This window comes from Sphingobium sp. LMA1-1-1.1, from assembly GCF_040676365.1.
Taxonomy (GTDB): domain Bacteria; phylum Pseudomonadota; class Alphaproteobacteria; order Sphingomonadales; family Sphingomonadaceae; genus Sphingobium.
Window position 1 is genome coordinate 103,437 of sequence record NZ_JBEGHS010000067.1, and the last position, 25,642, is coordinate 129,078.

The following is a 25,642-nucleotide window of genomic DNA, read 5'->3' on the forward strand; positions in this document are numbered from 1 at the left end:
AATCCCGCCGGTTCCGTGCGCTAAAAACGAAACCAGTCCCCGGGCGATCCGGGGGACGGTCCCAACTTCACCCGAAGGCGTTGCAGGGGCCGGATTTGAACAGCCCATATAGGACCGGCACCGTCCTTTGTGAAGGGGGTAAGCGCCTGATTCCGACTGGTTGCCGCATCAGGTCGTTGCTGTAGAGAGATCGGGTGATTCCCGCCCGCTTTCAACCCCTTCCATTCCTGGCGCGCCTGTTCGTGCATATGTGCTGCCCGTTCGCGCTGGCCGTGGCGGCACCTGTCATGGCGCAGGAGGACGAAGCCGGGCGGCATGCGGTCGACCCAGGGACGGTCCTGGTCACCGCACGCCGCGTGGCCGAGGCGGAGCAAAGCGTTCCGATCAGCCTCGTTCGCCTTGATGCGGTCGAACTGGAACGGCGCGGCATTGCCCGGCTGGCGGATCTGAGCGGCGTCGTGCCTCAGCTCAGCACGCCGACATTGGGCGCGTTCGGTGCGCAGCAGCCGATCATGCGCGGCGTCTTCTCTCCCATCGGGGCCGCGACGGTCGGCCTCTATGTGGATGATGTCCCGGTCCAGATCCGGTCGCTGGAGGTGGCGGGCAATCCAGACCTGCGCAGCTTCGACCTCGATCGGGTGGAGGTGATGCGCGGGCCGCAGGGCACGCTGTTCGGAGCCGATTCCATGGGCGGCACGATCCGCGCCCTGACCCGGCAACCCCGGCTGGAGGGTGGGGAACTGCGCGCCAGCGGCGAACTTGCGTCCGTCGCTGGAGGGGGGCTGAACCGGGAGGCGCAGGCGGCGCTGGGCGGCGCCCTGTTGCCTGGCCGGATCGGCGCGCGCGTCAGCGCTTATTATCGCCGCGATGCGGGTGTCGTCGATCGGTTCGATCCCGCGTCGGGCGCGCTGATTGAGAAGAATGTCGATCATGACGCGGCGATGGCCCTGCGTTTTGCCGCCAAGATGGCTCTTGGCGAGCGGCTGGAGCTGACGCCGTCATTATTCTACCAGCGGACGGCAAGAGGCGACCAGCCCTTTTACGAAAGCAGCCTTGGCCCCTTCCGTCAGTCCGCCAGCCTGCGTCAGCCGGGTCGCGACCGCTTCCTGCTGCCCAGCCTGACAGCGCGGCTGGAACTGGACGGCGCCACGCTCACCAGCGTCACCGCATGGCTGGATCGCCGCAACCGCCAGATCGTCGACTATTCCGGATATTTCGGGGAGATCGTCCTGGGCGGCATGATACCCGGCATCCGCACGCCGGGCGGCAGCTATAGCCGGACGACCGTCGACCAGTCCGTTTTCACGCAGGAGCTGCGCATGGCTTCGGCTGACCCGCAGGCGCCCCTTCGCTGGCTCATCGGCGGTTTCTACAGCCGGTCGCGGATCGTCATGGAACAGCGTGTCGTGGAACCGGGGATCGCCGTTCTGGCGCAATCGCAGCTTGGCCTGTCGGTCGAGGAGATTTTCGGCCTGCCGCTTCTTCCCGGCGGACAGAGCTATCATAGCCGCCAGCAGATCGGTGAGCGTACGCTGGCGGCTTTCGCGCAGGCGAACTGGACATTCGCGCCCGGCTGGGAGGCGACGGGCGGCCTGCGTCTGTCGCATGATCCATTGCGCTTTCGCCTGATGTCGGAAGGGCCTTTTGCCGGCGGCCGCAACGTCACCGGGCCAAGGCGTCAAAGTGACACGCCCCTCATCCCCTATGCCAGCCTGTCTTGGCGGCCGGGGAAAGACAGCCTGATCTATCTGAGCGCGGGCAAGGGCTTTCGCGCCGGAGGGACCAATGGAACGGTGCCGGCGACCAGTTGCGCCGCCGATCTTTCGGCTCTGGGCCGTGCCGCCGCGCCGGACAGCTATGGCTCGGATGCGCTCTGGAGCTATGAGCTGGGGGTGAAGGCCGGCTTGGCCGATCAGCGGCTTCGCCTGTCGCTGGCGGCCTTTCGCATCGACTGGCGACGGATACAGCAGTCCGTTACCTTGCCCCATTGCGGCTTTTCCTATGTCGATAATCTGGGCGCGGCACGGAACCGCGGCGTCGAGCTCTCCCTGCAGGCCGAGCCGTTGCGGCGGCTGGCGCTGGATTTCTCCCTTGGCTTCGTCGATGCGCGCTTCCGCCGCAATGTCGGCCTTCCCGGCGCGGCGATCGTCGCCGTGGGGGACCGCATTCCCTATGTGCCGCGCTGGTCCGCGACAATGGCGGCGGAATATGGCCTGACCCTGCCGGGGCGTCTGGAAGGATTCGTCCGGACCGAATGGCGGCATGCGGGGCGCATCCGCCGCGCGCCCTCGACCCGGTCGATCGCCTATGATCCGCGGGTCTATGCCGGCGAGGCAAGCGACCTTCTGTTCCTGCGCGTCGGGCTGGGCCGCGACGGCTGGCAATTGTCGGTTTTTGCCGACAATCTGCTCGACAGCAGGACGCTGCTCTATCGCAATGCGGATCTGGTGCCGGTGACCGGATCACCGCTGCGCGAAATGGCGCAACGGCCGCGCACCCTTGGCCTGTCAGCCAGCATCGGCCTTTGATGGGCGCACCGATGCGATCAGAGGCGCCGCCGCCAGCGCCAGCGCGGCATAAACCGATATGGGCAGGGCATAGCTGCCGCCCGCCGCGCGCATCTGGTCCGTCCAGAGCGGCGCAAGCGCGCCCAGCAGGCTGACGACCGCGGTGTTGAGGCCAAGCAGTCGCGGAAACGCTTCTGCTTCTGTCAATTCGGCCAGCAGCATCGATCCCGACTGGCCCGGCAGCGCGCTCCCGACCCCCCAGAGCAGGACGAACAGCCAGACGCCCGCCCCGTCCCTCATGCCGGCGCCCAGCAGTGTCGCGGTTCCCAGCGCCAGCAGCAGCGCCGTTGCGAGCAGGCTCCGCCGTGCGCCAAGCCGGTCCGCCAGCATGCCACCCGTCAGCAGCGCCGGCAGGCCGAGCAGATTGGCGCTGCTATAGGCCAGCACCGCACTGGACTGGCCGAAGCCTTGTTCCATCAGCCTGTCCACCGCCGCGAACAGCACTCCGTTGATGGCAAGCTGCAACAGGGTCAGCGCCAGCAGCAGCCGGAGGAAGTTCGCGTTCAGCAGGGCAGGGCGGATCGGGTTCCTATCCGCCGGTTTACCCTCCGCGTCCGTCCGCTGGCCCGGGACGAGCAGGACCAGCGGCGGGCAGGCCAGCAGGATCGTCCCGACGCATAGCAGCATGGCGATGCGCCAGTCCCAATGCGCCATGGCGGCACCGACGAATGGCGGCACTATCGCGCCTGCGATGACGGCGGCGCCCAGGAAGACCGCGAGGGCCAGGCCGCGCCGTCGCGCATGATGCCGGGTGATGACGGCAATGCCCGGCACGATGGTCGATGCGCCGACGCCAAGGCCCGACAACGCCATGCCGGCCATCAGGGCAGGCTGCTGTTGCGCCATGGCCGCCAGCGCGAAACCGGATGCGCTGAACAGGATGCCGGTCAGCAGCAACGGCCGGATGCCCAGCCTTTCCAGGGCCCAACCGGCCGCCAGGCTGGCAAGGCTCATCGCCAGCAGGAACAGGGTGATGCCGCCGCCGACGCTTCCGAAATCGGCTGCCATGCCGGGCAGGAGCACGCCCAGCGACATCAGTGTGCAGCCTTGCACCAGCAAGGTGATGGCCGCCAATGCGAAGACCGGAAGCCAGCCGCCGTCTGTTGAACGGCCGGGGAGGGGGAGCGGATTGCGCGGCACGGCGGCAGCATTATCTGATTTTTCAGCGATTTGAATGGCCGAATGTCTGATCTGTGCAATGCGGCAAAGCAGAGTTGCGTATATTCCGCGTCGAGGGGGAAATTGGTAAATTTTGGGGCAGGGCTGTGATCCGCACGGAGGATATCTACGACGCTGCGATCGATGATGCGGCGTTCGGCCGGCTGGCTTTGACGCTGGCCGATGCGCTCGGTGCCCGTTCGGGCGTCCTGCATTGGGGACGCACCCCCCAGCATATCGCCGAAATTTCCTATTCCGGCTATTTTTCCGAAGCGCAGATGGCGCTTTATGACGAAGAGTTCCAGGGCGACGACCTATGGGGTATCGCGCTGGAGCGGGCCGAGACGGTCAATCGCGTCTGGAATGTCGAGGCTCTTGTTCCGGCCCCGACCTATGAGGCCAGCCGGATCTACAATGAGTGGATCAGGGGAATGGGCGACGACACCTTCCATTGCCTGGGCGGCGTGATCCAGAAGGATGGGACGACGGGGCATATCGGCCTGCATCGCGGCCGCGCGCAACAACCTTTCAGCGAAGCGGAACTGCGCGCGGTGCAAGACAGTATCGATCATATCGGCCGCATGTTCGCGATCCGCAGCAAGCTGGACCGCGCGCGCCATTATGGCCGGTCCCTGCACGCGACGCTCGACATGGTGGGTCATGCCGTCTTTACCCTTCGTCCCAATGGCGCGCTGATCGACTGCAATCATCTGGCCGACCTGCTTCTCCGCCGGGGCGACGCGCTCAGCTTGCGCCAGCGACAGCTGAAGGCGCTTGATCCGCGCGACGATGAAGCGCTGCAGACGGCGTTCCGCGCGGCGGCGGCGCGGCAGGGCGGGCAGGCAAGCGCCATCTTCGTCCACCGCGACCAGGGCCTGCCTTATGTGCTCTCGATCGCCGCGCTGCGGGTCGGCATGGAACGGCAGATCGTCGTCATCGCCACCGATCCCGCCGACCGGGACATGAGCCTCGCCAGCCGCATCCGCGCGCTCTACGGCCTCACCAAAGCGGAGGCGGATGTGGCCGAGGCACTCTGCCGCGGGCAGGGACTGGAGGAACTGTCGCAGGAACGCGGCGTGGCGCTCAACACGGTGCGGACGCAGATCAAGAACATCTATGTGAAGCTGGACTGCAGCCGCCAGTCCGAACTGGTCGCCCGCATCGGCGCGCTGCCGCGGCTCGGGATATTCGACGAAACGGAATAGGAGAGGACCCAGTCCCGCTTCAGGGCTTGGCAGGAGGCGTGACGGCCGGCGGGGGCGGCGTGATCTTCACCACTTCAAACCGCTCCTTCCGGCGCACGCCCGCCAGTTCCGGCGCAGTGGCGGGCGGGGGTGGAGCCGCCGCCTTCGGGTTCCGCTGAAGCATGCATTCATCCTTCTTGCCGCGCGGGGTCTGAAGACAATTCCAGAGCGCGCGCTGCAACCCCGTGGCGCTGTTGTGGATATAGGCGAAGGCCATGCTTTCCATCTGGTCGCCCGACAAGGGCAGGCCGCCCGGCGCGGTTCCCATCCGCCACGCCATGATCCGGCATTCCGGGCGTCCGGCGCAGAAGGTCTGCGCCATGGCGGGCCAATTGTCGGGGGAGGTGGCACGTCCCAGCTCGACCAGGAAGCTCCTGGCCCCCGGCGCGATGGCGATCAGCCGCACGCCGGCCATTGTCCGGCCCAGCGAATCCGTCCCGATCATCTGCTGGGGCCGGGCGGCGAGATCGGCCACAGTGCCGCCAGCCAGGACGAGCGGCGACGGGCCGGCAGGCGCATCCGGATCCCCCTGATGCGCGGCTGAAAGGCGCGCAATGCGCTGCACCAGCGGTTCGCCGTCCTCGCCTGCCCGGCGGAAGGCGGGGGGCGTCCCCCACCAGCCACGCCAGCGGAAGAAAAGATGCGAGCCTACCGCCGTGATCTTGTCCAGACTGCCGCTCCAATAGGGCACGACCCAATCGGTGTGGTAATGGGTGGCATAGCCGACTGGCTTGTACACCTTGCCCGCCAGTGCCGACCGCGCAATGTCCCGCGCCCTTTCCCAGGCCGCCTGCGTTGGCGATCGGGCAAGCGCGCCGTCGCAGGTGAAGGTGAACTGACACCCCGTAGCGCGTTCCTGCCCCTGGAAGACCACGCCGCAGACCGTCTTGGGAAAGGCGGGATGCCTTACGCGGTTCAGCACGACCTGCGCGACGGCACGCTCGCCCACTGCATCGTCGCCAGCCTCATAGAGCTGCGCGGCGGCCAGACAGTCCGTGGCGCGGGCGAAATCGATGGGCGAGCCGGAGAAAAGGAAGGGCCGCGCCGCGGGGTTGGGAAGGCGGGAAAAGGGGATGGTGGCGTTGAACGCCCGCGCCTGATCACGGCCCAGCGCATAGATTTCCGTCGGCGCCACCACGGGTGGCGGGCTTGGCGCGTGCGCGGGCCGCACCGCTGCGGCCGCTTCCCGCCGCGGCTTGTTCAGGGGTATGCGCGTCTCCCACATGGCGACGAAAGCCGGAAGGCCGACGAACAGCATGAGCCAGAGCAGCCACATCAGGCGATGCGGCTGGCTGGTGAGATGTGTGTCGGTCATGCCCGGTCCGGCTCTCGCCTGCTTCCGGCTTTATTCGGGCAGGAAGTCGGGCACCGACAGATAGCGTTCGCCGGTGTCATAATTGAAGCCCAGAACGCGGCTGCCCGCCGGCAGTTCCGGCAGCTTCTGGTGAATGGCGGCCAGCGTCGCGCCGGACGAAATGCCGACCAGCACGCCTTCCTCCCGCGCGGCGCGGCGGGCGAACTCCTTGGCGTCGGCGGGATCGACCTGGATCACGCCATCCAGCAACTGGGTATGGAGGTTCGCCGGGATGAAGCCCGCGCCGATGCCCTGGATCGGGTGCGGGCCGGGCTGCCCGCCGCTGATGACATGGGACAGGGTCGGCTCGACAGCATAGACCTTGAGGTGGGGCCAAAGCTGTTTCAGTACCTGCGCGACGCCCGTGATATGGCCGCCGGTGCCGACGCCCGTGATCAGCGCGTCAAGCGGCGCGTCGACGAAATCCGTGGCGATTTCCTGCGCGGTGGTGCGCACATGCACGTCGATGTTCGCCGGATTCTCGAACTGCTGGGGCATCCAGCTATTGGGCGTCTGGTCGACCAGCTCCAGCGCGCGCTCGATCGCGCCCTTCATGCCCTTCTCACGCGGCGTCAGGTCGAAGCTGGCGCCATAGGCCAGCATCAGCCGGCGGCGTTCCAGGCTCATGCTCTCTGGCATGACGAGGATCAGCTTGTACCCCTTGACCGCCGCCACCATGGCCAGTCCGACACCGGTGTTGCCGGACGTCGGCTCAATGATGGTACCGCCCGGTTTCAGGTCGCCCGACGCCTCGGCCGCTTCGATCATGGCGAGGGCGATTCGGTCCTTGATCGATCCGCCGGGGTTGGAGCGTTCGGACTTGATCCACACTTCGGCGTCGCCGAACAGCCGGTTGACGCGGATATGCGGCGTGTTGCCGATGGTTTCCAAGATACTGGATGCCTTCATTGCACTTTCTCCTGCGTGGGCTCGGCCGCCCTTGTTTCGGGTGGGTCGAAGGTACGGGCAAGGCGGAGTTCTGGAAAGAGCTTCGCCCAGATAAGCGTGATCATTATGGCGCCGATGCCGCCGCCGATCACCGCCGCGACCGGGCCGACCAGCGCGGCAAGGAAGCCGGACTCGGCCTCGCCCAGTTCATTGGAGGCGGAAATGGTGAGTTGCGACAGGCTGGACACGCGGCCGCGCATCTGGTCGGGCGTGTGGAGCTGGATCAGCGATTGGCGGACATAGACCGACACCATGTCAGCCGATCCCAGCAGGATCAGCGCACCGATCCCGACTTCCGGCGCAATGGCGCGCGGCAGGAAGGCGGTGGAACCGAAGATGATGGTGGCGATGCCGAACAGGATGACCGCGCCCAGCATCTTGAGCCCCACCTCCGTCTTCATCGGGCGAAAGGAAAAGAAGAGCGCGGTGACGCCCGCGCCGATGCCGGGCGAGGCGGCAAGATGGCCCAGGCCCGCCGATCCGACATGCAATATGTCGCGGGCATAGACCGGCAGCAAGGCGGTCGCGCCGGCCAGCAGCACGGCGAACAGGTCAAGCGTGATGGTCGCCAGCACCAGCCGGTTGGTGCGGACATAGGTCAGGCCGTCGATCATCTGGCGCACCGGGTGGCGGGTGGCATCGCGGGGCGGCTGGGGAACAGGACCGATCAGCAGCATGCAGAGCAGGGCGACAGCGTACAGGCCCGACGCCATCGCATAGGCGCCCCAGGGCTGCATGGCATAGGCATAGCCGCCCAGCGCCGGACCGGCGATCATCCCCGTCTGCCAGACGACGCTTGAAATGGCGATGGCGTTGGGCAGCACCTCGCGGGGCACCAGATTGGGGGCGAGGGCGCTGTAGGCCGGACCATTGAAGGCGCGGGCAACACCGACGATCGCCGCGATGCCGAAGATCAGCGGCAGGCTGACCCAGCCCTGATAAGTCGCAAAGGCCAGGGTTCCCGACGCCAGCACCAGCAGAAACAGGGTGCAGCGGGTAATCATGCGGCGGTCGAAATGGTCGGCCACCCAGCCCGTCACGGGAGTCAGGAAGAAGAGCGGCAGGAACTGGGCCAGCCCGATCAGGCCAAGCTGCGCGGAAGCCGCGCCCGTGCTCATCGTCTCGCGCGCGACATTATAGGCTTGCCAGGCCAGCACGATCATCATGCCATATTGCGCCAGCACGGCCGTCAGCCGACCCAGCAGATAAGCCCGGAAATTGCCGAAGCGCAGGGGATGGGCGGGAATGGAGGGACTTCGCATGCGCTCTCCTTAGCGCTTGCACAATGATCCCCGCAACCACAGCGACAACGGAAAGGCGCAGCAATATTTGGGGCGGTGAAGGCTTGGCTTTAGGCGGCGTGGAGGGCGTTGGGACGGGAGGTTTGGATCATTTGTGGACGTCCACCGGCGGAAGCCTCTGCCCCAAAAGCGCGTTCAAGGTTGCTGATTGGAAGGAGGTTCGGTGCTAAATTCCTCACCTCCAATGATGGATGAAAGGGGATTTGACCCTGCAGGCACTAATACCCCACCGTCCAACCGCTTTTTAAATAAGCGATGAAGCCAAGGGATGTCGGAGAATATTCTGTGTGTCACGTCAGCTTCTGATGTAGAAATAAAATAACGTATTTTGAAGGTTTTGTTCAAATAATCTATCGATTCCGGATGATCCAAATTGGTGAACTTGACTGTAGTAGGGGTGGTTTCTCCATAAAATTCAAGGGCTATTTTGCTATTCTTGAAATGTTCAATATGTTCGGCCGCATTTGAACAACCTGCATTACGCTTCATACGCGCAATGATATAGTTGGTTACAGCATCTCCGGTACATCCGTCACCATATGTCAGCCCCTCATCAGGCTCAGCCCGGTAGAGCAACGTAAATGCTTTACCTAATCGTCCCATGTCTATGACAACAGCTTCGCCATGCATCCTTGCACGATAAGGAGCGGTTGCCATCGGACCCGACATCTCTCGCAAGGAAACCTGTCTAACTGCTGATCCAGAAAACTTATGGCCATTAACGTATATTTCTGTTGTTATTCTATAGCTGAATCGAGTCTCTCCGATTGAGCATCCCGACAGGGGCAACAAAAAAGCAAAGGCGAGCATTGAATAGTGAAATGTAGATCGTATTCCCATGCCGGCTTTCGTCCACAATATTTCTAACGAAATTCTATCTTATAACCAAAAAAAGGAGAGGTTAACGAATGTTACCTTGCGGCATTATCGCAATGAAAGCTGCCGGCTCGCTCTCCACCCAAATCAGCCAGCCCGGTAAGGGTTCTTCAGCGATCCGGCTGCAGCAGGATGCCGCTCACCGAACCATTGCGGACCGAGCACACGAAGGGCACGGCGCCGCTGTCGCCAGATGGGCGGACCTCGCCTTCGACTTCCCATCCGGTCGACATGGTGCTGGCGGCGATCCGTCCCAGGATCCTGGCGCCTGGCCCGGCTTCCTCCCGCGCCTTGGCGGCGCAGGCATTGCGTGCTGCCGTCGCTGTCCGGATCGGTCCGTAGCCGGGCGAAACATAGGGTTGGCGCCTTGCGTCGCGCTCGGCCTGGCGGTCGCGGGCGATATCGCTGGCGATCGCGGCGTCCGCAGCGCGGTGGAGGTCGCGATAATCCTGCGCGCGCACGGGCAAGGCCAGTGCCAGGCCCAGTGCGCTCATGGCCACGGCACTCGCGCGCATGGTGAAGATGATCGTCTCTCGCATGATGTTTCTCCCCCGCTTATTTGAACAGGCTGCCCAGGATGCCGCGCACCAGTTGCCCCGCAATTCCGCCCGACCTGCGGCTCGACCCGCCAAAGACCGCGCGGCCCAGTTCATTGGCGACCTGACGCCCGACCGATGAGGCGGCCGAGCGGGTGGCGGACTGGATCGCCTTGTCGAAGGATGATGGCCTGGCGGCTTCGCGCGCGGCGGCGGCGTCCTGCCGGGCCTGTTCCTTGAGTTCAGCCTCGCGCTGTTTGGCCTCGACCTTGGCCTGCGCGGCGGCGGCCCTCTCGGCTTCGGCCTGGGCCTTGGCGGCCTGTGCCGCGGCGACAGCGGCCTGACCTTTCGCGGCAAGGATCTCCTCTGCGGATTCGCGGTTGACCGACACGTCATATTTACCGGCGCAGGGGGATATGGATTGGATGATCGCCCGTTCCTTCGCATCGAGCGGGCCAAGGCGCGAGCGGGGCGGCGCAATCAATGTGCGCTGGACGATGCCGGGCGATCCGTCCTCCTGCAGCAGCGACACCAGCGCCTCCCCCACCTTGAGTTCGGTGATCGCGGTTTCGACGTTCAGGTCCGGATTGACGCGGAAGGTATCCGCCGCTGCCTTGATCGCCTTCTGGTCGCGGGGGGTGAAGGCGCGCAGGGCGTGCTGCACCCTGTTGCCGAGCTGGCCCGCGACATCCTCCGGAATGTCGATCGGGTTCTGCGTCACGAAATAGACGCCCACGCCCTTGGAGCGGATCAGGCGCACGACCTGCTCGATCTTGTCGGTCAGCGCCTTGGGCGCATCGTCGAAGAGGAGATGGGCCTCGTCGAAGAAGAAGACGAGCACCGGCTTGTCCGGATCGCCCACTTCGGGCAGCGTCTCGAACAGTTCGGAAAGCAGCCAGAGCAGGAAGGTGGCGTAGAGCTTGGGGCTCTGCATCAGCTTGTCGGCGGCCAGGATGTTCACATAGCCGCGCCCTTTCTCGTCGACCTTCAGCATGTCGTGAATGTCGAGCGCCGGCTCGCCGAAGAAATGATCGCCGCCCTGCGCATCAAGCTGAAGCAATTGCCGCTGGATCGCGCCGACGCTGGCCTTGGTCACATTGCCGTAGCGGGCGGAGAGGCTGTCGGCATTTTCGGCGCAATAGGTCAGCATCGCCTGCAGGTCGCCCAGGTCGAGCAGCAGCAGCCCTTCCTCATCGGCATATTTGAAGGCGATGGAAAGCACGCCCTCCTGTGTCTCGTTGAGGTCCATCAGGCGGGAAAGCAGCAGCGGTCCCATTTCGCTGACGGTGGTGCGGATGGGATGTCCCTGTTCGCCATACAGATCCCAGAAGATGGCAGGGTTGTCGGCATAGCTGTAATTGTCGATGCCGATTTCCCGGGCGCGGGCGACCAGCTTGTCGGCATTTTTCGCGGTGGGGGAACCGGCCATGGAAATGCCCGCCAGGTCGCCCTTCACATCGGCAAGGAAAACGGGGACGCCCTGCGCGGAGAAGCCCTCGGCAATGCCCTGGAGCGTCACGGTCTTGCCCGTGCCGGTCGCGCCGGCGATCAGCCCGTGGCGGTTGGCCCGGCGCAGGTTCAGCGTCTGGGGGATGCCGCCGTCCTTGTCCGGCGCGCCAAGGCCGATGAAGATGCCGTCGCTCATTTCGCGTCATTCTCCCAAAAGGTGACGGGTCGCGCCCACCGGAGTCTGCCGTCCCTTTGTAGAGGCGAGGCAGCCCTTCCGGCAAGCGCGACCCGTAACGATCGGCTGGTTTTCAGTTCTTTGCCCGACGGGCGGTGCGCGCCTTATTTGTCGCGCAGCCGCACCGGCAGGAACACGGCCGGCTGGCCACGCCGCAGCACCTGAAGCAGGATCGCGCTGCGGCCTTGCGCCGACACCGCCTTCACCTGCGCGTCGAGTTCCGCCTGGGTGGCGACGGGGCGGTTGTTCGCGGTGATGATGACATCGCCGCGCCGCAGCCCCTTGGCGCCCGCATCGGTCGAACCGTCGACGGCGGTGATCACGATTCCCCGCGTATCGGCCGCGATGCCGAGCTGGCGGATGATGGTCGAGGTCAGCGGAATGGCCGAAATGCCGAGCGACTGCTGGCTGGCCTGCCCGTTGCTGGACGGGTTGTCCGGCTGCTGGCTGAAATCATCGTCCTGGCTCTGGGCGAAGGCGTTGAGTTCGTCTTCCGACGGGCGTTCGCCCACGACCGCCGTCACCGACTGGCGCTGGCCGTTACGCAGCAGCACGATGGGGACGCGCGCGCCGATCGGCTGGGAAGCCACGATGGAGGAGAGATTCTGGTCCGGCGTCACTTCCTGGCCCGCGACGCTGACGATCACGTCGCCCGCCTTGATCCCGGCCTTGTCGGCGCCCTTGCCCGGCTCCACGCCCTGGACGAACTCACCGCGATTCTTGGCGAGACCCAGGGAATCGGCCAGATCCTCGCCCAGAGGGCTGATCTGGATACCCAGATAGCCGCGCTTGACGGCCTGGCCCTTGCGCAGGGTGTCCACAATGGGCGCAGCCTGTTCCGAAGGAATGGCGAAGCCGATGCCGACATTGCCGCCGGAGGGCGAGAGGATCTGGCTGTTGATGCCGATCACATTGCCGCGCATGTCGAACATCGGGCCGCCGCTATTGCCCTGGTTGATCGACGCGTCGGTCTGGATGAACTTGTCGTAGGTGCCCCCGGTGCCGCGATGCACGGCGGAGATGATGCCGGCGGTCACCGTGCCCGACAGGGCGAAGGGATTGCCGATGGCGATCACCCAGTCACCGACGCGCGCCTTGGTGCTGTCGCCGAACTTGACGAAGGGCAGGGCCTTCTTCGGCTCGATCTTGAGCACGGCGATGTCGGTCGCGGGGTCGCGGCCCACCAGCTTGGCGGGATATTCCTCGCTGTTGGTCAGCGTGACGGTGATGGAATCGACGCTCGCGCCTTCCGCTCCGGCCGACACCACATGGTTGTTGGTGACGATATAGCCGTCAGCCGAAATGATGAAGCCCGACCCCAGCGATTGCGCCTGTCGGGTCTGGGGCTTTCCGCCCGGAGCGCCGAACAGGTCGCCAAAGGGCGTGCCGGCAAAGGGGTTCTGCACCTGGACGCGCTGCTTGGTGGAAATGTTGACCACCGCCGGTTGCAGCTTTTCGACCATGTCGGCCAGGCTCGCCGGGGCGCCGGCCGGCGCAGCGGCTTGCATGCCCTCATTCTGGGCGATCTGCGCGCCGACATTCGGGCTGGAGGTAACGGCTATGGCGGTGCCGCCGAGCAGCAGGGCGCCGGTAATGGCATAAGCGTAACGCACTCGTGACGGTCCTCTCATGAACTTGGCGAAGGAAAGGCGGGACTCTGCGATGAGCGGGATGCGCCGCCTAGCCTTAACCCTCATTGAATGACGCTGGTTCCGTAATGAAATCAGTGTCCCTGGAACTGCTTCAGGAAATCATTGTCCCGGGAAAGGACCATCGTGGTCGACCCCTGCCGGTCCGGAGCGAAAGTATAGCGATAGGCCTGCATGGCGCGATAGAAATCATAGAATTGGGCGTCCTTGCCGAAGCTTTCCGAATAGATGCGGGCGGCGTTGGCATCCGCTTCGGCGCGGATGATCTGCGCCTGCTTCGCGCCCTGGGCGCGGATGGTGAGCGCTTCCTGCTCCCGCGCCGTGCGCATGCGGGTGAACGCGCTTTCCAGCGGCGCGCCGTCGGGCAGGTCGGCGCGCTTGATCCGCACATCGACGATCTGCGCGCCATATTGCCGGGCGACGCGATTAAGGCCCGCCTCGATATTGTCCATCACCTGGCCCCGTTCAGGGGAGAGCAGCGCCGCGAAAGGCCGCTTGCCCAGTTCGTTGCGCAGCGCGGAGCCCAGAATCGGGCGCAGCGCGTCCGACACCCGGTCTTCGCTGCCCGCCGCGATGTACATGCGCAGCGGATCGACGATGCGGTACCGGGCGAAGGCGTCGACCTGGAGGCGCAACTGGTCGGTGGAAAGCACCTGCTGCCGCTCCATCTCCACCGACAGGACGCGCTTGTCGATCCAGACGACCTGGTCGATGAACGGCCAGCGCAGGATGATGCCCGCACCGGTCTTGCCGAAATCCTCGTTCGGGCGATAACGGTTGATGATCTTCTTGGGATCGCCAAAACGCACGATCACGCCCTGCTTGGTTTCGGGCACGATGGCGATGGTGCTGCCGATCAGCAGCAGCGCGGCGATGGCGAGCAGCGCCAGCGCGACGGGATGGCGGACAAGGTTCTGCATCACTGGCCCTCCACGGTCGCGCTGCCCTGCGCGGCAGTGCTCTGCGCCCGGCGCTTGAGTTCGGGAAGGGGCAGATAGGGCGTGACATTGCCGCTTTCGACGATGGTCTTGTCGACGTTCGACAGAACACCCTCCATGGTTTCATAATACATGCGGCGGCGGGTGACGTCGGGCGCGAGCCTGTACTGCTCATAGACCTTGTCGAAGGCGGCGGCTTCACCCTGCGCCTTGGCGGTCACCTGCTGCGCGGCGGCGCGGGCTTCGTTGAGATAGGTCTGCGCCGTCTGCTGCGCCGCGGACACCGCCTTGAACGCGTCGTTGACGGCGGTCGGCGGATCGGCCTGCTTGATCGCGACGCCCTGCACCCGGATGCCGGATCGGTAGCCGTCCAATATTTCCTGCATCCGCTGCTCGACCTGCTGCTCGATCTCGGTACGACCGGCGCCCAGCGCATCCTCCAGGCTGACGCTGGCGACGACGGAGCGCATGGCGCTTTCGGCGACTTCACGCACGGATGAGTCCGGGTCGGAAAGCTGGAACAGGTAAAGTTCCGGGCTGCGGATGTTCCAGCGCACCGAATAGGCGAGGTCGATGATGTTCTGGTCGCCGGTCAGGACCAGATTCTCGCTCTCTGCCCGGGTCGAACCGATGTCTATGGTGCGGATTTCCTCCACATCCACGGTCGTCACATTCTCCAGCGGCGCGGGCAGCGTCAGGCTGATGCCGGGGGAGAGGGTACGGCTGTATTTGCCCAGCAGGGTGACGACGCCGCGCTCCTGCGGACCCACGCGGTGGAAACAGGTCAGGACCAGCCACAGCACCACCAATATGCCGATGGCGGCGGGCCACAGCGCCTTGCCGGACGGGCGTGGCGGCAGATTGCCGAAGCCGCCGCCGCCCTGGCCGAAGCTTTCCTTGCTGCGGCGGAGCAGTTCCTCGATCGCCGAAGGGCCCTTGGCGCCGGGGCGTCCCGGCTGGGTCCAGGGGTTGCGCGGTCCATCGCGCCCCTTGCCTTCGTCGCCCTTGCCCTGGCCGTCACTGCCGTCCGGGCCGTCGCCCTTGCCGCCCCACGGACCCTGGACCATGGCGTTCGCTATGTCCGGTATCCACCCGAAAAATCTCTTCATACCCTCTCTATAGGTAGGCTCTCCGGCGAAAAACAGTGCCCATCGCAACGATTATTGTTTCGAATGATGTCGGTGGCGAAGAAAAACGGCCGCCTGCCGGTTTCGTCCGATGAGGAAATTCCCTAGATGGCCTGCCATGACTCAGCTTGAAGATTTCGCCGCCCGCCTCAAAACGCTGACCGACGGCCGCGCCAGCGCGCCGCGCCTCAAGGACGGGGTGATGTCGCTGGCGCTGGACGTGGCGGGCCTGTCGCCCGAGCAGCGTGATGCGGTGGCCGCCGCGATCCGCGAGGGCGGGCTGGCCGTGCCCGGCGTCGATGATGTGCGCATCGCCATGACGGCCGAGCGCAAGCCGCTGAGGATCGTTGCCGTCGCATCCGGCAAGGGCGGGGTCGGCAAATCGACCCTCTCGGCCAATCTTGCGGTCGCGCTGCGGCGGCTGGGGGTGAAGGTCGGACTGGTCGACGCCGACATTTACGGCCCCTCGCAGGCGCGCCTGATGGCGAGCGAGGACAGGAAACCGCAGGCGCGGGACAAGCAGCTTATCCCGGTGCAAAGCCCCCTCGGCATTCCGATGCTGTCCATGGGACATCTGGTCGAACCCGGAAAGGCGCTGGCCTGGCGCGGGCCGATGGCGGGCAATGCCCTGGCCCAGCTGATCGAGGCGGATTGGGGCGATGTGGAACTGTTGATCGTCGACATGCCGCCGGGCACGGGCGACGTCCAGCTTTCGATGGTGCAGAAGCACAAGCCGGTCGGCGCCGTCATCGTCTCCACGCCCCAGGATCTCGCGCTGATCGACGCGGTCCGGGCGGTGAGCCTGTTCGAACAGACGCAGGTGCCGATCATCGGTCTGGTCGAGAATATGGCCGGCTATGCCTGTCCCCATTGCGGGGAAATGTCCGATCCCTTCGGGCAGGGCGGTGCGGAAGCCGCCGCCGGGGAGATGGGCATGCCCTTCCTGGGGCGCATTCCGCTGGCCATCGACATTCGTCGCCGCTCCGATGCGGGCGATCCTCCTGCGGCCGACGCGGATGGGTACGGCGCCACCTTCCGCGCCATTGCGGAGAAGGTTGCGGCCTGGCTGGAGGGCAGGGCGGGCTCTTAAGCCTCGCCCGTGGTTGGGGGAACGGCTTGCGTCCCTCCCGCGTCCTTCCCATGTCATGGTAAATATGGAGGACCGCTGCATGCCGCTTACCGACGCGCAGGACATAGCTGATCTGTTGAACGAAACCCGCACTATAGCGCTGGTCGGGATTTCCGACCGGCCCGACCGGCCGAGCTATGGCGTGATGAAGACGCTGCAGGATCATGGTTATCGCGTGCTGCCGGTCAATCCGCAGATCGCCGGCGAGCATGTCCATGGCGAATTCGTCTGGGCCAGCCTGTCGGACATCGGCGTGCCGATCGACATGGTCGACATTTTCCGCCGCAGCGAGGCGGCGGGGGATGCGGTGGACGATGCCATAGCCGCCGGGGCCAAGGCCGTCTGGATGCAACTGGCCGTGATCAATGAGGCGGCCGCCGCCAGGGCGGAGGCGGCGGGACTCAAGGTGGTCATGGATCGCTGTCCCGCGATCGAGATACGCCGCCTCCGGCTCGACCCGGTCACGAACCGTTCGGCAGGCGCGCAATAGGGCTTTGCAGAGCTTCCAAGCCTCTTTATCAGCGGTTTCATGGGGCGCGCACCGCGGAAGCAGGGTCAGCAGACGAAAAGGGGCTTGAACCGGCGCAGCCTGCTTGTCGGCGGGGGCGCGACGGCGGGGCTTTTGCTGGCATGGGCGGTATGGCCCCGATCCTATCGCCCCAATCTCAACACCGCGCCGGGTGAGACGGCTTTCAACGCATTCCTGAAGATCGACCGGACCGGCCAGGTGGTCGTGATCGTGCCGCAGACGGAGATGGGGCAGGGTGTCACCACCCTGCTGCCGCAGATACTGGCGGACGAACTGGGGGCGGACTGGCGAACCGTTGGGGTGCAGAGCGCGCCGATCGGCCCGCTCTATGCCAATGTCCTGCTGGCGCGCGAATGGCTGGCCAGTGACTGGAGCCGGCTGGCGGGCGGAGCGGGCGAATGGACTATCGACCAATATGCGATCCGCCGCGCCCTGATGCTGACCGGAGCGGGCACGTCGATCCCGATGTTCCACCAGGCCTATCGGGAGGCGGGGGCGGCGGCGCGGGTTCTGCTGTGCAAGGCGGCGGCGGCCCGCTGGGACGTCGCCTGGGAAAGCTGCGATATCCAGAACGGCATCATTTCCGACGGCGGACAGCGCAGATTGAAGCTGGGCGAGGTGGTGGAGGATGCGGCCACCTACGACCTGCCCGAGATCCTGCCTTTCCGCCAGTCGGAGGTGGACCGGCTGGCGGGGCAGGAGCTGCCGCGGCTCGACACCCCGTCCAAGATCGACGGCAGCCATAATTTCGCGGCCGACATCCGCCTGCCCGACATGGTCTTCGCCTCCATCCGCCAGGGTCCCATCGGCGACGCCGTCCTGAAAAGCGTCAATGAGCGGGCGGCGAAATCCGTCACCGGATTCCTGAAGCTGGTGCGGCAGGAACGCTGGGTCGCGGTGGTGGCCAGCAACTGGTGGGCGGCAAACAGGGCGCTGGACCTGGCCGATCCCCTCTTCGCGCTGTCCGGCAAGCCGGTGGACAGTGCCGGGATCCAGGCAACGCTGGAGCAGGCCTTTTCCGGTTCCGGCGAACGGCTCTACGCGCAGGGTGATCTGGGGCCGCTGTTCGAGGATGCGACCATCCTCGCCAGTGAATATAGAGTGGCTCCAGGGCTGCACCTGGCGCCGGAGCCGATGTGCGCCACCGCCCGGATCAGCGAGGACAGCGCGGAGGTGTGGATGGCGACGCAGGCGCCCGGCCTGGCGCGCGCCGCCATCGCCCGCGCGCTGGGGCTGCCGGCGCAGGCGGTAACGCTATACCCGCTGCATGCCGGCGGGGGCTATGGACGCCGTATGGACTTCGACGCGGGTGTGCAGGCCGCGCTGCTTTCCCGCGAAATGGGGCGTCCCGTGCAACTGCTCTGGTCCCGGCTCGAGGATGTGATCCAGGACCGGCCCAGCGCCCCCGCCCATGCGCGCATGGCGGGCAAGCTGGGTCGCAACGGAGCGGTCGAAGGCTGGTCGGCGAAGGTTGCCGCCCCCTGCGCCATGACCCAGACATGGGCGCGCATTGCCCACGGCAAACCCGCATATGAAGCCAGCGCCGATGCTGCCGGCACGTCCACCCGGCTGGCGGTGGCGGGCATGGAACTGCCCTATGCCGTGCCCAATTGGGCGGTGGATCACTTTCCGGCCGATGTCGGCCTGCCCCTGGGGTTCGCGCGCGGCAACGCGCATCTGCACGGCGCTTTCTTCACCGAAAGCTTCATGGACGAACTTGCCCATCAGGCGCAGATGGAGGCGATGTCCTTCCGCATCCAGATGCTGGGCGGCAATCCCCGGCTCGCACATTGTCTGACCACGGTGGGCGCGATGGGCGGCTGGCAGGGCGGCATAGAGGGAAGCGGGCAGGGGCTGGCGGCGCATGTGATGAACGGCGCCTTCATCGCCGTCATGGTGGAGGCGGGCATAGCCGAGGGCAAGCTCCAGGTGTCGCGGATCATCGCTGCCGTTGATGGGGGGGAGCAGATCAATCCCGACGTCGCCAGACAGCAGGTCGAAAGCGGCCTGATCCACGGCCTGGCCTTCGCCATGGGTGCGTCCGTCCCCTATGCGAAGGGCATGCCGACGCGGGCGATTCTGGGCCGCATGGGTCTGCCCCGCCTCGGCGATGTGGGGGAGGTTACCGTTGAACTGGTGCGCAGCACCGCCCCCCCCGCCGGGCTGACGGATCTCGGCGCCCCGCTGGTGGCGCCTGCTGTCGCCAATGCACTGTTCACCACTGCCGGGCGGCGTTTCCGCACCGTGCCCCTGCTGATGGAAGGGTGAAGCCTGTGGGCAAGATCGGCCTGCTCCTTATCAATCTCGGCACGCCCGATGGCCCCGACCCTGCGTCGGTGCGGCGCTATCTTGCCGAATTCCTGTCCGACCGCCGCGTCGTGGAAATCCCGCCATTGCTGTGGCAGCCGATATTGCGCGGCCCGATCCTGCTGACGCGTCCCAGGAAATCCGCCCATGCCTATCGCCAGATCTGGATGAAGGAGGGGGGACCGCTCGCGGTTTACACGCGTGATACCGCCCATGCCATGCAGGAACGGATGGGTCCGGACGTGATGGTGGATTGGGCGATGCGCTATGGTAATCCGGCGGTCGGCGCGCGGCTGGAAGCCATGGTCGCCGCCGGGTGCAATCGCATCCTTCTGGCACCGCTTTATCCCCAATATTGCGCGGCGACGACGGCCAGTGCGCTCGACGCCGCCTATGCCGCGCTCGCAAAGATGCGGGCGCAACCGGCGATCCGCACGCTGCCGCCCTATCATGTCGATCCGGCTTATATCGAGGCGCTGCGCGCATCGACGCAGGCGCAACTCGCCTCGCTGGATTTCGCGCCGGACCTGCTGATCGCCAGCTTCCACGGCATGCCGGAGCGCACAAGGCAATTGGGCGATCCCTATCGCGACCAATGCGTCGATAGCGCAAGGCTGCTGGGCGAGGCATTGGGGCGGGAGGTGCGCGTCACCTTTCAATCGCGTTTTGGCCCTGCGAAATGGCTGGGTCCGGCGACGGATGAGGTGCTGCGCCAGCTCCCTTCCGAAAATGTCCGGAATGTTGCTGTCCTGACCCCCGGATTTTCGGCGGACTGCCTGGAAACCCTAGAGGAAATCGCCATTCGCGGTAAAGAGGACTTTATCGCTTCCGGCGGTAATAATTTTGTCCATTTGAGTTGTTTGAACGCGTCTTCGGACGCTATTAATCTGTATGAAGATCTGGCCCGTCGCGAACTGGCTGGCTGGTTGGAGAGATAAGTTTCGTCCCGTTTTTTGAAGGAGAGCCACCATGAGCAAAGTTGCAGTCGTCACGGGCGGAACACGTGGAATTGGCGAGGCAATCAGCCTGGCCCTCAAGGAGATGGGGTTCACGGTCGCGGCCAACTATGCCGGCAATGACGCCAAGGCGCAGGCCTTTTCGGAAAAGACCGGCATAGCCTCCTTCAAATGGGACGTGGGCGACCACCAGGCCTGCCTGGACGGCTGCGCGCAGGTGACAGAGGCGCTGGGACCGATCGATGTCGTGGTCAACAATGCCGGCATCACGCGCGACGGCGTGCTGGCGAAGATGAGCTTTGACGACTGGAACGAGGTGATGCGCATCAATCTGGGTGGTTGCTTCAACATGGCGAAGGCGACCTTCGGGGGAATGCGGGAGCGCGGCTGGGGCCGTTTCGTCAATATTGGTTCGATCAACGGCCAGGCGGGCCAATATGGTCAGGTCAACTATGCCGCCGCCAAGTCGGGCATCCATGGCTTCACCAAGGCGCTGGCGCAGGAAGGCGCAAAATATGGCGTCACCGTCAACGCGATCGCGCCGGGCTATATCGATACGGACATGGTTGCCGCGGTGCCGCCGCCGGTGCTGGAGAAGATCGTGGCCAAGATTCCCGTCGGCCGCCTGGGCCGCGCCGAGGAAATAGCCCGTGGGGTCGCCTTTTTCTGCAGCGAGGACGGCGGTTTCGTGACCGGCAGCACGCTGTCGATCAATGGCGGCCAGCACATGTACTGATGGAAGAGGAGGGGCGTTCCCAAGGCGCTTCGGCGTCGGCGACATCGCCCTTCGCTCCGCCGGTCAAGCGCAGCGTGACCATTGCGGGCCATCAGACCGCGATCAGCCTTGAGCCGATATTCTGGCAAGCCCTTCGCACGGCCGCTGCGCGAGAGGGTTTGCCGGTAAACGCGTTGATCGCGCGCATAGATGTGGCCCGCATGGCGGCGGCCGACCCACCCAACCTTGGCAGCGCCATAAGGTGCTGGCTCTTCGACGATACTATACGATCATAAAATAATAATTATTCGCAATAGCGTTGACTCTGCGAACAAGTCGCAATAGCAGGCCCCTCAAGTTTCAAGAAAGGGGTTCTGTTTTCATGTCCAAAGCACTGTCACGGCCTTCCTTCCTGGCGCTGAGCTGCGTCGGCGCCATGGCGTTCGCATCGTCCGCCCAAGCCCAGGATAATGCGCAGGGGCCCAGGCTCGGCGGGATGACGGTCACCGATACGGCGATCGACGAATCCCCCGTCAAGGTAGAGAAGGCCGAATCGCCCAAATATACTCGCCCGCTGCTCGATACGCCTCAGACCATCACCGTGATCGGCAAGGAAACCATCCAGCAGCAGAACCTGCTGACGCTGCGCGAAGTGCTGTCCACGGTTCCAGGCATCACCTTTGGCGCGGGCGAGGGCGGCTTCGGCTATGGCGATCGCATCATCCTGCGCGGGCAGGACGCGAAGAACGACGTGACGGTCGATGGCGTGCGATCCGGGGCATTCCTGAACCGCAACGAAGTCTATAATATCGAGCAGGTCGAAGTCACCAACGGCGCCAATTCGGTCATGAACGGTGGCGGTTCGGTTGCCGGCACGATCAACCTGGTTACGAAGCGCCCGCTGGCCGACGACCAGATCATCCTCAATGCAGGGATCGGCACCGACAACTATTATCGCGCGACCATCGATGCGAACAAGCGTGTCAACGACCTGATCGCGGTGCGCCTCAATGCCGTCTATCACGCCAATGACGTGCCCGGTCGCGATGTCGAGGATTACAAGCGCTGGGGCGTCGCGCCCGCCATCACGATCGGTATCGACAGCCCGACCAGCCTGACGCTGCAGGGGGAATATCTGGATGACAAGGCGATGCCGCAATATGGCATCCGCTATTTCCCGGCGCTGGGCGGCATCCTCAAGCAGTTCGACCGTTCCGGCTATTACGGCTTCGCCAATCTGGACCGGCAGGACAGCAAGACCAAGTCGTTGCAGGCGATCTTCAGCCATGCCTTCAGCGACACGGTCAAGGTCCGCAACCTGACGCGCTACGAACATATCCGCCAGGATACGGTGACCAGCCAGCCGAACGGCGTCTTCTGCCTCGACAACGGCACGGCGGCCGGCTTCAATCCGGACACCGGCGGCGCCTGCACCCAGCGCATCGGGACAACAGCGGCGGGCGAGACGTTGACCATTCCGGTGGGCTATTATGTACCGACGGGCGGTCGCGGGAACCAGCGTTTCATCACCAATGAGACCGCCTATAACCAGATCGACCTCAGCGCCGATTTCGACACTGGCGGCATCGGCCATACGCTGGTCGTCGGCGGCTCTGCCTTGTGGGAGCGTTACGATCAGTTGCAGGGCAGCCTGGGCCGCACCGCCAACGGCTTCGATCCCTATGCCGCGCCCTTTACGGCCCCGGCAAGCGGCGCGGGTGTGGCCAACCCGGCCTATAATGCCGCCGCCAGCCTGGGCTTCTACCTGCCGCTGGTGAACATAGCCGATCCGTCATCGGGCATCGTCGGCCCGGCCGCGACCACCGGCCTGGCGCGCGCCTATGGCAGCAACAATTATGTCGGCCCCGTCAACTTCACCCTCGGCACGCATAATGTGGGCGAGCAGACCAGCTATGCCGCCTATCTGTTCGACACGATGAAGTTCACCGACTGGTTCGAGATCAACGGCGGTATCCGTTATGAGAAGGTCCGGGGCTTCAACCGCACCTTCACCTACAACACGACCGGCGGGTCGGCGCAGCTCGGCCAGATCAGCACGGTCGGCAACCGGCTGGAGATCGATGACAATCTCTTCTCCTTCCGCGTGGGCGCTGTCGTGAAGCCGACGCCGGACACCAGCCTGTATGTCGCTTTCGGCAACTCCAAGCTGCCATCGAAATCGTCGGTCGACGGCAGCTGTACGGCGGACAATGTGGCCGGCGGTGGCGGCTCCTGCAATGTCAGGCCCGAGACCACGAAGAATTACGAGATCGGCGCGAAGGCGGACCTCTTCGACAAGCAGTTGCTGCTGACGCTGGCGCTGTTCCGCAATGATCGCAACCAGATCAAGGTCGTGTCAGGCGATCCGCTTCTGCCTGATCAGGCGACGGACGGTTTCCAGCGGGTGCAGGGCCTGTCCTTCGGCGCGTCGGGCAACATCACCAGCAACTGGACCATTTCGGCCAACTACATGTATCTCAAGAGCAAGATCAAGCAGGGCGTTTCCGACTATTGCCTTGCCCATCCCGGCGCGACCGATCCGGCGGCCGGCACCTGCGCGAACAGCACTGCCTTCCCCGATCCGACTGCGGGCTATTCGCTGACCAACACGCCGAAGCATTCGGGCAGCTTGTTCACCACCTACCGCTTCGGCTTCGGGCTGGAGCTGGGCTATGGCCTGACCTATCAGGGCAGCTTCCTGATGAACCAGCCTAGTCTCGCCCAGCTCGTCGCCAACAGCTATGTCGGCTACCGGGTGCCCAGCTACACCATTCACCGTTTCATGGCGTCCTATCCGATTACGGAAAAACTGAAGGCGCAGGTGAACGTGCAGAACTTCACCAACGAGAAATATGTGACCACCGTTCGCACCAACATCAACAACAGCTGGGCGCAGCCGGCCCCGACCCGATCGGCCGTGTTCAGCCTCAACTACATGTTCTGACGATCCTGTCCCCCGGCAATCGTCCCTTGCCGGGGGACACGGGCGGGTGGCGATGCACTCCTATCCTCCTCGGGTCGCCACCCGCCCGATCCCATATAAAGATGCGATTGAGTAGCATTAGGATTCGCGTTATGGACGGCCTTCGCCTGCACGGCGGCAAAGGGGATCTGGCATGCTTCGCGTAGCAGATAGATTTGTGGAAGAGGGTGGGGATGATGGGGTTGTCCCCCTGTTTGCCGCGCGGCCATCCCTTTCCAGCGTGCCGGTTCAACTCGACGCTGCTCCGGCCCGCTATGGTGCCCGGAGCGGGGTGAACGTCCCCGCCATCCTTGTCATCCTCCTGCTTCATGCCCTGATCATCGCCGCGCTGGTCCATGCCCGGCATCATGTGCATCGGATGCGGGAAGCCCGGCTGTCGGTCGTGAATCTCATGCCGCCGCCGCCTCCATCTGTGAAGGCTCCGCCGCCCCCGCCGCAGAGCAGGATCGTCGCGCCGCCGCCGCTGGTGAAAGTACCTCCGGCGCCGGTGCCGACCGTGGCGACCACGCCGACCATCGTTCCTCCTGCACCACCCGCGCCGCCGCTGGCAGTCCCCGCGCCCCCTGCGCCGCCCGCCATCTCCGTGGGGCCGAGCATCGTTCAGGGCGGCGACCTGGGCACGCAGATGATTGCGGGCAAGCCGCCCCGCTATCCGGTGGAGAGCCGTCGCAAGCGTGAGCAGGGGACCGTCCTTCTTGCGTTGACGCTGGGTCTGGATGGCGCGGTGGAAAGCCTCTCCATCGCGCAGAGCAGTGGTTTTGCCCGACTGGACAATGCCGCGCGCGACGCGGTACGCGGCTGGCGCTGGAAGCCCGTGATGCGCGACGGCCAGCCCGTGCGGGTCAAGGGCGTGGTCGAAATCCCCTTCGTCCTGCGCAGCGGAGTAGAGTGAGAGACATGGCCTGCATCCTTCGTGCCCGGATCCCTTCATCGGCATGCTGACCGTCATCCCCGACCTGCTGGACGACCAGGCCGTCACGCGCGTCCGCGCATTGATCGACGCGGCGCAATGGGTCGACGGCAACGTCACTTCCGGACATCAGTCGGCGCTCGCCAAGCACAACCTGCAATTGCCGGAGGATAGCGCTGAAGCGAAGCAGGCCGGGCAGATCGTGCTGGACGCCCTTGGTCGATCGCCCCTGTTCATCGCCGCCGCGCTGCCGCTCAAGGTCTTCCCTCCACTGTTCAACAGCTATGCGGGCGGGCAGGCCTTCGGCACCCATGTGGACAATGCCGTCAGGATACAGGCGGGTACCGGCTTTCGCGTCCGATCCGACCTGTCGATCACCGTTTTTCTGGAAGAGCCCGGCGGCTATGACGGCGGGGAATTGACGATCGAGACGAATTTCGGCGTGCAGCAGGTGAAATTGCCGACGGGCCATGCCGTGCTCTATCCATCATCGTCATTGCACAGGGTGGAGCCTGTGACCCGCGGACGGCGGGTGGCCAGCTTCTTCTGGCTCCAGTCGATGGTGCGGGACGATGCGGCGCGCCAGATGCTGTTCGATCTCGACAGCAGCATCCAGGCGCTGGCCAGCACGCTGGGGCATGAGGATGCGCAGGTCATCCGGCTGACTGGCGTATATCACAATCTGTTACGGCGGTGGGCAGACGCCTGATCGCGACAGGAATGGGGAGGAG

21 protein-coding genes are annotated in these 25,642 nt (G+C 65.0%); 11 read left to right on the top strand and 10 right to left on the bottom strand.

All coding sequences use genetic code 11. The features are described from left to right. Window positions 1-194: 194 nt before the first annotated feature. On the top strand, window positions 195-2,528 hold the full coding sequence (locus MRBLMA1_RS20565; RefSeq protein WP_363739450.1) for a TonB-dependent receptor: 2,334 nt from the start codon (window positions 195-197) through the stop codon (window positions 2,526-2,528). On the opposite strand, the gene MRBLMA1_RS20570 is transcribed toward MRBLMA1_RS20565, so the two are convergent. Further along, entirely contained in the window at window positions 2,508-3,707 is a 1,200-nt protein-coding gene (locus MRBLMA1_RS20570) for an MFS transporter (protein ID WP_363739452.1), read from the bottom strand. The genes MRBLMA1_RS20565 and MRBLMA1_RS20570 overlap by 21 nt on opposite strands. 125 nt (window positions 3,708-3,832) lie before the next feature. Here MRBLMA1_RS20570 and MRBLMA1_RS20575 point away from each other — a divergent pair, with 125 nt between their 5' ends. After that, entirely contained in the window at window positions 3,833-4,930 is a 1,098-nt protein-coding gene (locus MRBLMA1_RS20575; RefSeq protein ID WP_363739454.1) for a helix-turn-helix transcriptional regulator, read from the top strand. Window positions 4,931-4,949: 19 nt separating this feature from the next. Here the strand turns inward: MRBLMA1_RS20575 and MRBLMA1_RS20580 are convergent, their stop codons facing one another. The 9 genes from MRBLMA1_RS20580 to hflK all read right to left on the bottom strand — a co-directional run bounded on the left by MRBLMA1_RS20580 (window position 4,950) and on the right by hflK (window position 15,364). Continuing rightward, window positions 4,950-6,284, bottom strand: a complete 1,335-nt coding sequence (locus MRBLMA1_RS20580) for a cell wall hydrolase (RefSeq protein ID WP_363739456.1) — start codon at window positions 6,282-6,284, stop codon at window positions 4,950-4,952. Between the two features lie 30 nt (window positions 6,285-6,314). Beyond that, window positions 6,315-7,232 (bottom strand): cysteine synthase A, encoded by a 918-nt coding sequence (gene cysK, locus MRBLMA1_RS20585; protein WP_363739458.1) that lies wholly within the window; start codon window positions 7,230-7,232, stop codon window positions 6,315-6,317. Next, the gene (locus MRBLMA1_RS20590; protein WP_363739460.1) at window positions 7,229-8,533 is read right to left on the bottom strand and encodes an MFS transporter; all 1,305 of its coding nucleotides are present in this window, start codon (window positions 8,531-8,533) and stop codon (window positions 7,229-7,231) included. The genes cysK and MRBLMA1_RS20590 overlap by 4 nt, the downstream gene beginning before the upstream one ends. 174 nt (window positions 8,534-8,707) lie before the next feature. After that, a complete protein-coding gene (locus MRBLMA1_RS20595) occupies window positions 8,708-9,229 on the bottom strand; it encodes a hypothetical protein (RefSeq protein ID WP_363739462.1) in 522 nt (173 codons plus the stop codon). A gap of 329 nt (window positions 9,230-9,558) precedes the next feature. Continuing rightward, window positions 9,559-9,987, bottom strand: a complete 429-nt coding sequence (locus MRBLMA1_RS20600; RefSeq protein WP_363739464.1) for a hypothetical protein — start codon at window positions 9,985-9,987, stop codon at window positions 9,559-9,561. A 16-nt stretch (window positions 9,988-10,003) separates the two neighbouring features. Further along, a complete protein-coding gene (locus MRBLMA1_RS20605; protein WP_363739466.1) occupies window positions 10,004-11,629 on the bottom strand; it encodes a helicase HerA-like domain-containing protein in 1,626 nt (541 codons plus the stop codon). A gap of 143 nt (window positions 11,630-11,772) precedes the next feature. Beyond that, window positions 11,773-13,281 (bottom strand): Do family serine endopeptidase, encoded by a 1,509-nt coding sequence (locus tag MRBLMA1_RS20610; protein WP_363739468.1) that lies wholly within the window; start codon window positions 13,279-13,281, stop codon window positions 11,773-11,775. 110 nt (window positions 13,282-13,391) lie between these two features. Next, entirely contained in the window at window positions 13,392-14,237 is an 846-nt protein-coding gene (hflC, locus tag MRBLMA1_RS20615; RefSeq protein ID WP_363739470.1) for a protease modulator HflC, read from the bottom strand. Further along, entirely contained in the window at window positions 14,237-15,364 is a 1,128-nt protein-coding gene (hflK, locus tag MRBLMA1_RS20620; RefSeq protein WP_363739472.1) for an FtsH protease activity modulator HflK, read from the bottom strand. The genes hflC and hflK overlap by 1 nt, the downstream gene beginning before the upstream one ends. Before the next feature lie 334 nt (window positions 15,365-15,698). On the opposite strand from hflK, the gene MRBLMA1_RS20625 reads away from it, so the two are divergent. The 9 genes from MRBLMA1_RS20625 to MRBLMA1_RS20665 all read left to right on the top strand — a co-directional run bounded on the left by MRBLMA1_RS20625 (window position 15,699) and on the right by MRBLMA1_RS20665 (window position 25,620). Beyond that, window positions 15,699-16,472 carry an Mrp/NBP35 family ATP-binding protein gene (locus tag MRBLMA1_RS20625; protein ID WP_414714667.1) on the top strand — a complete coding sequence of 258 codons (774 nt, stop codon included), beginning with the start codon at window positions 15,699-15,701 and terminating at the stop codon, window positions 16,470-16,472. 79 nt (window positions 16,473-16,551) lie between these two features. Beyond that, window positions 16,552-17,001, top strand: coding sequence for a CoA-binding protein (locus MRBLMA1_RS20630; protein ID WP_363739476.1), 450 nt, complete (start codon window positions 16,552-16,554; stop codon window positions 16,999-17,001). 39 nt (window positions 17,002-17,040) lie between these two features. Further along, window positions 17,041-19,308, top strand: a complete 2,268-nt coding sequence (locus MRBLMA1_RS20635) for a molybdopterin cofactor-binding domain-containing protein (RefSeq protein WP_363739478.1) — start codon at window positions 17,041-17,043, stop codon at window positions 19,306-19,308. A 5-nt stretch (window positions 19,309-19,313) separates the two neighbouring features. Beyond that, window positions 19,314-20,285 carry a ferrochelatase gene (gene hemH, locus MRBLMA1_RS20640; protein ID WP_363739561.1) on the top strand — a complete coding sequence of 324 codons (972 nt, stop codon included), beginning with the start codon at window positions 19,314-19,316 and terminating at the stop codon, window positions 20,283-20,285. Window positions 20,286-20,316: 31 nt separating this feature from the next. Next, window positions 20,317-21,039: an acetoacetyl-CoA reductase gene (phbB, locus tag MRBLMA1_RS20645; RefSeq protein WP_363739480.1), complete on the top strand. Its 723-nt coding sequence runs from the start codon at window positions 20,317-20,319 to the stop codon at window positions 21,037-21,039. Further along, window positions 21,039-21,314 carry a ribbon-helix-helix domain-containing protein gene (locus MRBLMA1_RS20650; RefSeq protein WP_363739482.1) on the top strand — a complete coding sequence of 92 codons (276 nt, stop codon included), beginning with the start codon at window positions 21,039-21,041 and terminating at the stop codon, window positions 21,312-21,314. The genes phbB and MRBLMA1_RS20650 overlap by 1 nt, the downstream gene beginning before the upstream one ends. Window positions 21,315-21,400: 86 nt before the next feature. After that, window positions 21,401-23,962, top strand: coding sequence for a TonB-dependent receptor (locus MRBLMA1_RS20655; RefSeq protein WP_363739484.1), 2,562 nt, complete (start codon window positions 21,401-21,403; stop codon window positions 23,960-23,962). Between the two features lie 172 nt (window positions 23,963-24,134). Further along, window positions 24,135-24,893: an energy transducer TonB gene (locus MRBLMA1_RS20660; protein WP_363739486.1), complete on the top strand. Its 759-nt coding sequence runs from the start codon at window positions 24,135-24,137 to the stop codon at window positions 24,891-24,893. A 43-nt stretch (window positions 24,894-24,936) separates the two neighbouring features. Then, on the top strand, window positions 24,937-25,620 hold the full coding sequence (locus tag MRBLMA1_RS20665; protein WP_363739488.1) for a Fe2+-dependent dioxygenase: 684 nt from the start codon (window positions 24,937-24,939) through the stop codon (window positions 25,618-25,620). Window positions 25,621-25,642 lie beyond the last annotated feature (22 nt).